General features: G+C 65.4%; 11 protein-coding genes. 9 read left to right on the forward strand and 2 right to left on the reverse strand.

All coding sequences use genetic code 11. The features are described 5' to 3' along the window. Nucleotides 1–112: 112 nt before the first annotated feature. The 5 genes from cyoA (at nt 113) to ADE01S_RS25330 (ending at nt 4,845) form a co-directional block, all read left to right on the forward strand. A complete protein-coding gene (gene cyoA, locus ADE01S_RS25310) occupies nt 113–1,021 on the forward strand; it encodes a ubiquinol oxidase subunit II (protein ID WP_062684503.1) in 909 nt (302 codons plus the stop codon). A gap of 2 nt (nt 1,022–1,023) precedes the next feature. Next, the gene (gene cyoB / locus ADE01S_RS25315; RefSeq protein ID WP_062684504.1) at nt 1,024–3,000 is read left to right on the forward strand and encodes a cytochrome o ubiquinol oxidase subunit I; all 1,977 of its coding nucleotides are present in this window, start codon (nt 1,024–1,026) and stop codon (nt 2,998–3,000) included. Between the two features lie 3 nt (nt 3,001–3,003). Continuing rightward, nucleotides 3,004–3,618 (forward strand): cytochrome o ubiquinol oxidase subunit III, encoded by a 615-nt coding sequence (gene cyoC / locus ADE01S_RS25320; protein WP_042794897.1) that lies wholly within the window; start codon nt 3,004–3,006, stop codon nt 3,616–3,618. Then, complete coding sequence (gene cyoD / locus ADE01S_RS25325) at nt 3,618–3,968, forward strand: cytochrome o ubiquinol oxidase subunit IV (RefSeq protein WP_042794898.1); 351 nt, start codon at nt 3,618–3,620, stop codon at nt 3,966–3,968. The genes cyoC and cyoD overlap by 1 nt, the downstream gene beginning before the upstream one ends. Nucleotides 3,969–4,197: 229 nt before the next feature. Beyond that, complete coding sequence (locus tag ADE01S_RS25330) at nt 4,198–4,845, forward strand: nitrogen fixation protein NifQ (protein WP_062684505.1); 648 nt, start codon at nt 4,198–4,200, stop codon at nt 4,843–4,845. On the opposite strand, the gene ADE01S_RS25335 is transcribed toward ADE01S_RS25330, so the two are convergent. Then, the gene (locus tag ADE01S_RS25335; RefSeq protein WP_062684506.1) at nt 4,839–6,932 is read right to left on the reverse strand and encodes a TonB-dependent receptor family protein; all 2,094 of its coding nucleotides are present in this window, start codon (nt 6,930–6,932) and stop codon (nt 4,839–4,841) included. The two genes, ADE01S_RS25330 and ADE01S_RS25335, sit on opposite strands and share 7 nt — an antisense overlap. A gap of 83 nt (nt 6,933–7,015) precedes the next feature. Here ADE01S_RS25335 and ADE01S_RS25340 point away from each other — a divergent pair, with 83 nt between their 5' ends. The 4 genes from ADE01S_RS25340 (at nt 7,016) to ADE01S_RS25355 (ending at nt 9,649) form a co-directional block, all read left to right on the forward strand. Continuing rightward, nucleotides 7,016–7,231, forward strand: coding sequence for a SlyX family protein (locus ADE01S_RS25340; RefSeq protein ID WP_062684515.1), 216 nt, complete (start codon nt 7,016–7,018; stop codon nt 7,229–7,231). Between the two features lie 283 nt (nt 7,232–7,514). After that, nucleotides 7,515–7,871, forward strand: a complete 357-nt coding sequence (locus ADE01S_RS25345) for a DUF4148 domain-containing protein (protein WP_062684507.1) — start codon at nt 7,515–7,517, stop codon at nt 7,869–7,871. 294 nt (nt 7,872–8,165) lie between these two features. Further along, entirely contained in the window at nt 8,166–9,173 is a 1,008-nt protein-coding gene (locus tag ADE01S_RS25350; RefSeq protein ID WP_242663400.1) for a linear amide C-N hydrolase, read from the forward strand. A gap of 95 nt (nt 9,174–9,268) precedes the next feature. Further along, nucleotides 9,269–9,649 (forward strand): hypothetical protein, encoded by a 381-nt coding sequence (locus ADE01S_RS25355; protein WP_062684509.1) that lies wholly within the window; start codon nt 9,269–9,271, stop codon nt 9,647–9,649. Between the two features lie 130 nt (nt 9,650–9,779). Here ADE01S_RS25355 and ADE01S_RS25360 read toward each other — a convergent pair. Beyond that, the coding region (locus ADE01S_RS25360) for a phosphate acyltransferase (protein WP_255220872.1) at nt 9,780–10,769 on the reverse strand (990 nt) is incomplete at its 5' end.

Below are 10,769 nucleotides of genomic sequence, written 5' to 3' on the forward strand. Positions count from 1 at the left end.
ACCATTCGTCGCAGGCTTGACCCAAATCAAACCGATAGGATGGACGTTGCTGCCTAGCAGCATTCCAGTCTGCTGCTACGCAGCATTTTCCACCTTCCATCCAAGGCTGTACGTGAAACACCCCCTCCTTGCGACCCTTACGCGCATTCTCAGCGTCGGCGCGGTCATGCTGCTTGGCGGCTGCAACATGGAAATCCTCTCCCCCAAGGGAGATATCGGCATCCAGGAAAGGACTTTGCTGTTCACGACGACCGGGCTGATGCTCATCGTCGTGATTCCAGTCATCGTCATGATTCTGGCTTTTGCCTGGAAATACCGCGCCTCCAACACTCAAGCTGACTACCAGCCCAAGTGGGCCCACTCCACGGCGATCGAAGTCGTGGTCTGGACCATCCCTTGTATCATCGTGGCCATCCTGGCCGTGATCACCTGGCGCTCGACGCATGCGCTGGATCCCTACAAGCCGCTCGTGTCCGAACACAAGCCGGTGACCATCGAGGTGGTTTCGCTGGATTGGAAGTGGCTGTTCATCTACCCCGAGTACGACATCGCCACGGTCAACGAGATCGCGTTCCCCGTCGATGTGCCGGTCAACTTCCGGATCACCTCGGCCACGGTCATGAACTCGTTCTTCATCCCCCAGCTGGGCAGCCAGATCTACTCGATGGCCGGCATGGAGACCAAGCTGCACCTGAACGCGCGCGAAGCCGGCACCTATGCGGGCATCTCGGCCAACTACAGCGGCGCCGGCTTCTCCGGCATGCGCTTCAAGGCCATCGCCATGTCGCAGGAAGGGTTCGACAACTGGATCAAGGAAGCCAAGGCCGCGCCGGCCGCGCTGACCCCCGAGGTCTACGCGGAACTGAGCAAGCGCAGCGAGCACAACCCGGTCGTCAAGTACTCCTCGGCGCCCCCCGCCATGTTTGATTTCATTCTTGGCAGCACCATGACCAAGATGGCCGGCGTGGACTCCGCCACGTGCACCCCCACGTCGAACAATCTGATCGCAGGAATTAACTAACAATGCTCGGGAAACTCACCCTCGAGGCCATTCCGTACCATGAACCCATCGTCATGGTTACGCTGGCCGCCGTGTGCCTGGGAGGCCTAGCGGTCTTCGGCGCCATCACCTACTTCGGTAAGTGGAAGTACCTCTGGACGGAGTGGCTGACCACGGTCGACCACAAGCGTATCGGCGTGATGTACATCATCGTCGCCCTGATCATGCTGCTGCGCGGATTCGCCGACGCCATCATGATGCGTACCCAGCTGGCGGTCGCCTCCGCCGACTCTGCCGGCTTCCTGCCGCCGCACCACTACGACCAGATCTTCACCGCCCACGGCGTCATCATGATTTTCTTCATGGCGATGCCCTTCATCACCGGGCTGATGAACCTCGTCGTGCCGTTGCAGATCGGCGCCCGCGACGTGGCCTACCCGTTCCTGAACTCGCTGAGCTTCTGGCTGTTCGGCGCCGGCGTCGCGCTGATGATGATCTCGCTGTTCGTGGGCGAATTCGCCGCGACCGGCTGGCTCGCCTATCCGCCGCTCTCCGGGCTGGACTACAGCCCGAGCGTGGGGGTGGATTACTACATCTGGGCGCTCCAGATATCCGGGCTGGGCACCACGCTTAGCGGCATCAACTTCATCGTGACCATCCTGCGCATGCGCGCGCCGGGCATGGGCCTGATGAAGATGCCGATCTTCACCTGGACCTCGCTGGTCACCAACGTCCTGATCGTCGCCGCCTTCCCCGTGCTGGCCGCAACGCTCGCGCTACTGACGATGGACCGCTACCTGGGCACGCACTTCTTCACGAACGACATGGGCGGCAACGTCATGATGTACGTGAACCTGATCTGGATCTGGGGCCACCCCGAGGTCTACATCCTGGTGCTGCCGGCGTTCGGCGTGTATTCCGAAATCGTCGCCACCTACGCCCGCAAGACCCTGTTCGGCTACAAGTCCATGGTTTACGCCACGGCCGCCATCGGCGTGCTGTCGTTCCTGGTCTGGCTGCACCACTTCTTCACCATGGGCGCGGGAGCCAACGTCAATGCCTTCTTCGGCATAGCGACAATGATCATCTCGATCCCGACGGGCGCGAAGATCTTCAACTGGCTGTTCACCATCTACCGCGGCCGCCTGCGCATCACCACGCCGGTGCTGTGGACGCTGGGCTTCATGATCGTGTTCGTCATCGGCGGCATGACCGGCGTGATGCTGGCCATCCCCGGCGTGTCCTTCGTGCTGCACAACAGCCTGTTCCTGATCGCCCACTTCCACAACACCATCATCGGTGGCGTGGTGTTCGGTTGCATCGCCGGCATGACCTACTGGTTCCCGAAGGCGTTCGGCTTCAAGCTGAACGAGCGCCTGGGTCGCTATTCGTTCTACTGCTGGTTCGTCGGTTTCTTCCTGGCCTTCATGCCCCTGTACATCCTGGGCTTCAAGGGCATGACCCGCCGCCTGAACCACTACGACAACCCCGAATGGCAGCCGTACCTGCTGGTCGCCCTGGCCGGCGCCGCGCTGATCATGCTGGGCATCTGGTTCCTGCTGCAGCAAGTGTTCGTGTCGGTTCGCCAGCGCAAGCAGAACCAGGACATCACCGGCGATCCCTGGGACGGCCGCACGCTCGAATGGTCGATCTCCTCGCCCGCTCCTTTCTACAACTTCGCCCACGTGCCGCACGTCGACTCGCTGGACCAGTTCTGGGAAGACAAGCAGAACGGCAAGGCTTACAAGCGCCCGGCCAAGTACGAAGACATCCACATGCCGAAGAACACCGCCGCCGGCGTATTCATCGGCGCCTTTGGCCTGGTCATGTGCTTTGCCCTGATCTGGCACATCTGGTGGCTGTCCATCGTCGGTTTCGTCGGCATGATCGGTTCGTTCATCGTCCGCGCCTATGACCGCGACGTCGACTACTGGGTCCCGGCCGCGGAAGTCGAACGCATCGAAAACGCTCACTTTGACAAAATGCAGAAGGCCGCCTGAGCCATGATTCAAGCCGTAGCCACTCACCCCCACGCGGGTCACGACGATCACGCGCATCACGACGATGGATCCAAGACCGTATTCGGTTTCTGGGTCTATCTGATGAGCGACTTGCTGATCTTCTCGGTGCTGTTCGCCACGTTCGCGGTGTTGTTCAACGCCACCGCGGGCGGCCCGACGGGCAAGGAACTGTTCGATCTGAAGTTCGTGCTGGTCGAAACGCTGTTGCTGCTGTTCTCCAGCTTCACCTTCGGCATGGCCAACCTGAACGTGCACGCCAACAACAAGAGCCGCGCCATGGGCTGGTTGATGGTGACGTTCCTGTTCGGCGCGGGCTTCATCGCGATGGAAGTCTATGAATTCCATCACCTGATCTCGATCGGCGCCGGCCCGGGCCGCAGCGCGTACCTGTCGGCGTTCTTCACGCTGATCGGCACGCACGGCCTGCACGTCACGTTCGGCCTGATCTGGATCATCGTCCTGCTGGACATGATCCGCCGCCATGGCCTGGACTCGATCAACAAGCGTCGCCTGGCGTGCCTGAGCCTGTTCTGGCACTTCCTGGACATCGTCTGGATCTGCGTCTTCACCTTCGTCTATCTCATGGGAGCCATCTGATGTCGCACTCCGCTGCGGCCGCACACGGCCACGACGATCACGCCGCCGACCACGGCAGCCTGAAGTCCTACATCATCGGTTTCGTGCTCTCGCTGCTTCTCACCTTCGGCTCCTTCGGCCTGGTGATGAACGGCGGGCTGTCCCACACCATCACCATCATTGGTGTGGTGGCGCTGTGCGTGATCCAGCTGCTGGTGCAGCTGGTGTACTTCCTGCACATGGGCGCATCGAAGTCGGCCCGCGACAACCTCGCCACGTTCCTGTTCACCGTGATGATCATCGCCATCATCGTCGGCGGTTCGGCATGGGTGCTGTACAACATGAACGTCAACATGGGTCACGCCATGTAATGACGGCCTGCCCCTGAGGCAAGCAAACAGGCGCCCTCGGGCGCCTGTTTTTTTTCGTCCGCCCGGCGCGCCAGTTCGCCGGCGGCCACGCCGGCACAGGGCTGCGCCCGCGCGCCCTGCCCGCCGGTTTGCGCCAGGCCAACAGGAGGCGGGAGTTTTCGTTATATATTTAACTACACAACGAATGCATTAACACCTGAACTTTCCAGGCGCCCGCCCCCATCCCGCCATGTCCGCCCTTCCGAACGCCCGTTCCGACACCTCATCCGATTGCGCCGCCACCGCCCAGCGGCTGGCCCGCGCGCTGCTGCGCTATGCGCCGCCCGGACATCCCGACGCGGGCTTTTTCGCCACCGTGCTGGGCAAGAGCCTCGCGCACGGCGACCTGGGGCGCAGCGGCCTGCCGCCAGAGGCGCTGCGCGGCCTGCTGGCGCAGCTCTTTCCGGGCGCGCCGGCCGCCCACGACCTGGCCCTGGCGGCGCTGCGCGAACAAGGCGCGGCCTACGCCGCGCGCGAGCCGGACGACGCCCAGGCGGAATTCACGGGGATGCTGCGCGCGCTGCTGGAGGCCTGGCGCGCGCCGGAGACGGACACCACCCCATGGGTGACCGGCGTGCTGGCGCAGGCCTGTCTGCGGCCCGACCACTTGTGGCGCGATTTGGGGCTGTCCGGCCGCGAAGACGTGACCGCCCTGCTGGCGCGCCACTATCCCGGCCTGGTGGCGCGCAATGTGCGCAACCTGCGCTGGAAGCAATTCCTGGCTTACTCCGCCCACGAGCATGCCGGCCTGCCGCCGGCGGCCGCGCCGGGCTGTCCGGACTGCGAGGACTACGGTTTCTGCTACCCGTCCGCGGCCGCGGACGGCCCGCCTCAGTAGCGGTAGGTCGCGCCGATGCCGCCGCCCACGCTGCGGCCCGCGGCCGGCTCGTAATAGCGGCCGTTGACCTCGTTGACGATCACCGAGCCGGCGTAGCGGCGATCGAACAGATTGTCCACGCGGGCATAGGCGTTCAACTCCCAGGCGCCCAGCTTCTTCACGTAGCCCGCGCTCAGCGCCGCCACGACATAACCGGGCGCGTCGCCGTCGTTGGCGTCGTTGACGTAGACCTTGCTCAGCAAACGCCCTTCCACCGAGGCCTGCCATCCTTCGGGCGGCGCCCAGGCCAGCGACGCATACGCCGCCTGGCGCGCGATGCCGGGAATGCGGTTGCCGGCGCGGATGTCGCCCGGCCCGTCGTCGACATAGCGCGCGTTCAGCCAGGTATAGGCAAGCTGCGCGCGCCCGTTCCGGGCGAACTCGCCCGACCAGCCCAGCTCGATGCCGTCGCGCCGCGTGCGGCCGGCGTTCTGGTAACTGGTCCGGCCGCCGGCGCTGCCCGCCGATACGATCTCGTCGTCGGTCGACGCGTGGAACACCGCCGCCGTCAGCAGCCCGCCCGCGACGCGCGCCTTCACGCCCGCCTCCAGGTTGGTGCTCAAGGCCGGCGCCAAGCCGAAATTCAAGCCGGGCTGGCCGCCGGGCCGGTACGAGAGTTCGTTGAGCGTCGGCGTCTCGAAGCCGCGCCCGTACGAGGCGTAGAGGCTCAGGCCGGGATCCGGGGCATAGCGCAGGGCCGCCACCGGCAGCGCCTTGCGGTAGCGCGCAGTGCCGCTGTCGTCGGCGTTGCCCGGCGCCACGTAGCGGTCGTCGGAATCGAAATTCACCGTGCTGTAGCGCAGGCCCGCGTCCAGCGTCCACCTTTCCGAGACCTGCCAGGACGCCTGCAGGTAGGGATCGGCGTTGTAGACGGTATTGGTTTCGTCGCGCCTGAGCGCGCCGCGCACGCCCAGCTGCCGGCCGGCGCCCGAGCCGGTGTAGTTCTCGTAGCCCTTGCGGGTTTCGCGCAGGGAATCGTAGGAAAAGCCGCCCACCAGGGTCAGGGGCCGGCCCGCGGCGGTCGTCTCGGTGGTCCAGCGCAGGTCCGCCCCGCCGTACTGGCGTTTCAGGTCGATGACCCCGCCCGCCTGGGACGGCGCCATCTGCGCGGCGGGCGGGATCGCCTGGTATTGCGTGGTATCGCGCTGGCCGTAGTAGACCATCAGGCGCAGGGTATTGCGGCCGTCGACCTCGCGTTCGTAGATCGCGCCTCCCTGCGTCTGCCTGACCGTCTTGCGCGTGTCGTATTGCTCGGCCAGCGGCGCGGAGCGCGGCTCGTCCTGGAATTGCCGGTAAGTCAGGCCCAGCGGATCCTGCGCCTTCAGGTCCACGCTGTTGGCCACCAGGGTCAACCGGCTGGCGTCGTCGAGCTGCAGGCCCAGCTTGGCGTTGCCCAGGTTCTTGCGGGCGGCGCTGTGGTCGCGGTAGCCGTCGGTGGTGAAACGGGTCAGGTCCACCACGTAGTCCAGGGCGCCCGGCCCCGAGCCCGAGGCGCCGTTGGCGCGCAGGCCGTAGCGCCAGGTTCCGTCGCTGCCGCCCCAGCCGCTGGCCGACAGCGACGGCGGCTCGACGCCATCCTCGGTGCTGACCAGGATCACGCCGCCCGACGAGTTGCCGTAGAGCGCGGAGAACGGCCCGCGCAGCACCTCGACCCGGCCGATCGAACCGATGTCGATGTTCGAGGTCTGCCCCTGCCCGTCCGGCATGGTGGCGGGGATGCCGTCCACATAGAGACGCACGCCGCGCACGCCGAAGGTGGAGCGCGCCCCGAAGCCGCGGCTGGAAATCTGCAGGTCCTGCGCGTAGTTCTGGCGGTTCTGGATCTGCAACCCGGGCACGCCGGCCAGCCCTTCGGACAGGTTGATGCCCGGCTGGCCGCGGCGCATTTGCGCGCCCTCCACCACGTCGACCGAGGCCGGGGTGTCCATCACCGAGGCGCCCAGGCGCGTGCCGGTGACGACGACCGCCGGCAGTTCCGCCTCGCCCGGCTGTGCCCACGCGCCCGCCGGGACCGATGCCAGCAGCCCCCGCAGAGCCCAGCCCCGCATACCCGAACGCCACCCCTCCCGCTCAGCCAAATCCGCCTCCCTGGCCAGACACGCATCCCCGGGAATCGGTTCTAATGGCTCCCATGGATAACTCGCAAGACATCGAACGCCGCCTGCTGGAACTGGAAGTCAAGACCAGCTTCGCGGACGACCTGCTGGAACAGCTCAACCAGATCATCGTCCGCCAGCAACAGCAGATCGACCGGCTGCTGCGCGAAGTGGCCGACCTGCGCCAGCAGGCGCCCGAGGGCGCCGCCCCTTTCCGCAGCCTGCGCGACGAACTGCCTCCGCACTACTGAGGCCCGCCGTCCGGCGCGCCCCTGCCCCCCCGTTTTCCATGCAGCCCCGACGCGCCATGCAGGCGCGAAATCGGGCGCTTGCGCGCGCCCTATCGGTTCCATAAATAGCAACTATAGACAAATAATTAGCCATTCTTTCCATTGATGGAAATATCTTTTACCGATATACGGGTTTATCCCTACTCCGATTCAGCGCACTATTGAGCCATCGGGAAACAGCAACGAAGCACGACGGATAGGCCGCCGGATTCGCTCCCAAAGCTCTTGAAATCGGAGATTTACCATGAAGACCCTTGCTACCGCTTTGATGATGTCCCTGGCCGCGCTGAGCGCCGGCGCCTACGCCGCCTCGCCCAACATCGAACCCAACAACGTCCCGTTCCAGGGCGTTTACGGCACGCCGTACGAAGGCCCGACCCGCGCCCAGGTGCAAGCCGAACTGGCTGCCGCCAAGGCCGCCGGCCAGGTCAGCGACGTCGAACCGAACAACGTGCCGTTCCAGGGCGTCTACGGCGCTCCCCAATCCGGCAAGACCCGCGCCGAAGTGCGCGCCGAACTGGCCGCGGCGAAGGCCGCCGGCATGGTGTCGGACGTCGAGCCCAATGACATGCCGTTCGCCGGCGTCTACCACGCGAACTAAGCCCGCGCGGATTTACCCCTCCCCTTGTTGTACCTTGGCCGCCGGCAATCCGGCGGCCTTTTTTGTCGCCGGGCCGCCCCAAGACAAAACGTGCCCCCTTGGGGGCAGCGGCGTGAAGCATTTCTGCGTCCGCCGCGCGTTCTCCGCGCATACTGCTATGCTGGCCCCGGCCGCCGCAAGGTCCTTGCCGCGGCCGCCCCGCCCCCGCGATCGCTCCTCTGGGAAAAAGCAGCCATGTTTCTGGAAAAACGTTCGTTCGCCGCCGCCTGCGCCGCCGCCGCCCTCGCGGCGGGCATGGCGGTTGCGCCGGTGGCGCAAGCCTGCACGCGCTTCGTTTATCACGGCGCCGGCGAGCAGGTCATCACCGCGCGCTCCATGGACTGGAAAGTCGACGTGGGCACCAATCTGTGGGTATTTCCGCGCGGCATGGAGCGATCCGGCGAGGCCGGTCCGAACTCCGTCAAATGGACCTCGCGGTACGGCAGCGTCATCGCATCCGGCTACGACATCTCCACCACGGACGGCATGAACGAGGCGGGGCTGGTGGCCAACGTCCTGTGGCTGGTCGAATCCTCCTATCCGCGCTACGACGGCAAGACGCCCGGCCTGACCATCGCCGCCTGGGCGCAATACGTGCTCGACAATTTCGCCACCGTGCCGGAAGCCGTCGAGGCGCTGGCCAAGCAGCCCTTTACCGTCGTCACCGACAGCGTGCCGGGCGAAAGCCGGCTCGCCACCCTGCATCTCTCGATCTCGGACGCCAGCGGAGACAGCGCCATCATCGAATACATCGATGGCAAGCAGGTCATCCACCACAGCCGCGCGTATCAGGTGATGACCAATTCCCCGATCTTCGAGAAGCAGCTGGCGCTGAACGAATACTGGCAACAGATCGGCGGCACGGTGATGCTGCCCGGCACGAACCGCGCCTCCGACCGTTACGCGCGCGCCTCGTTCTACGTGAACGCGATCCCGAAGAGCGAAAACGCGGTCGAAGCCATCGCCAGCGCCTTCAGCGTGATCCGCAACGTATCGGTGCCCTTCGGCATCACCACGCCGGACCAGCCCAATATTTCCTCCACGCGCTGGCGCACCGTGTCCGACCACAAGCGCAAGCGCTATTTCTTCGAGTCGGCCCTGACCCCGAATATTTTCTGGGTCGACCTGACCCGACTGGATTTCACCCCGCAGACCGGGAAGGTCATGAAGCTCGACCTCGGGCCGGACCAGGCCCATATCTACGCCGGCATGGCCAACGACGAATTCAAGCCGGCAGAACCATTCAAATTCCTCGGGCTGTGAGCCCGCGCCCGGCCTGACGCCGGGTTTCGCGCTGCGGTACTATCGGCGCAAGATCCGGCATCACACAACGACTCTACAAACCAGGGAGCCCCATCTTGAAAACCACCCGCGTTCTCGCCTCCATGCTCGTGGCATGCGGCATCTCGGCCACGGCGGTCGCCGCCCCGCCCGTGATGCTGAACAATGCCATCATCACCCAGATCCCCAAGGCCGACCGGAATTCGTTCCATGAAGCCGTGGCCCAGTCGCTGAACAGCTCCGCCGACGGCCAGCGCACCGAATGGTCCAGCACGCACCAGCGCCAGAAGGCGCCGCCCATCACGGTGCAACTGACCCCGACCCAGACCAGCAAGGTCAAGAACGACCAGACCTGCCGCTTCCTCGTGGGCGATTTCGCCCGCGGCGCCACCACGGAAAAATGGCAGTTCTGGTTCTGCAAGCAGCCCGACGGCACCTGGAAGGCCAGCAGCAACTAGGGCCTGTCAACACTAAGCCCTTCTCATCGCGCGGCGCGCGCCGCGCCAATGACAATGCGCGCTGGCCCATCCCGGAATGGAGGCAGCGCGCATTTTTTCATGGGCGGGCCGTCGCGCCCGCGCCCGGAGCTCAGGCCTGCTGATCGATCCGGTTGGCGTCCAGCACGGTCATCGCAGCCATATTGATGATGCGGCGCACGGTGGAGCTGGAGGTCAGGATGTGCACCGGCGCATTCGCGCCCAGCAGGAACGGACCCACCGCCACGTTGCTGCCCGCCGCCGTCTTGAGCAGGTTGTAGGCGATGTTGCCGGAGTCCACGTTCGGGCACACCAGCAGGTTCGCCTCGCCCTTGAGCGACGAGGACGGCAGGATCCGCATGCGCAGCGCTTCGTCCAGCGCGCAATCGCCGTGCATTTCGCCATCGATCTCCAGGTCCGGCGCGATCTCGCGCACCAGTTCCAGCGCCCGGCGCATCTTCGCGCCCGAAGCCGAACTGCCCGACCCGAAATTCGAGCGCGACAGCAGCGCCACCTTGGGCGCCAGGTTCATGCGGGCCATTTCCTGCGCCGCCATCACCGTGAATTCCGCGATCTGTTCGGCCGAGGGCTCATCGTTCACGTGCGTGTCGACCAGCACCACCGTGCGTTCGTTGAGCAGCAGGATGTTCATTGCCGCGTACACGTTGTGGCCGGGACGGCGCCCGATCACTTCGCCCACGAAGCGCAGATGGTCGTGATACGCGCCGACCGTGCCGCAGACCATGCCGTCGGCATCGCCCAGGCGCACCATCATCGCGCCGATCAGCGTCAGGCGGCGGCGCATTTCCACGCGCGCCATTTCCTTGGTGATGCCGCGGCGGCACATCAATTCCCAGTACGTCGTCCAGTACTGGTGGAAACGCTCGTCGTATTCGGGGTTGGTGACTTCGACGTCCTCGCCCAGGCGCAGGCGCAGGCCGAATTTCTCGATGCGCGACAGCAGCACCGCGGGGCGGCCCACCAGGATCGGACGGGCCAGGCCTTCGTCCACCACCACCTGCACGGCGCGCAGCACGCGCTCGTCTTCGCCTTCCGTGAACACGATGCGGGCCTTGCCGCCATCGCGCACGATGCGCTTGGC

This window comes from Achromobacter denitrificans NBRC 15125, from assembly GCF_001571365.1.
GTDB classification, from domain to species: Bacteria; Pseudomonadota; Gammaproteobacteria; order Burkholderiales; family Burkholderiaceae_B; genus Achromobacter; species Achromobacter denitrificans.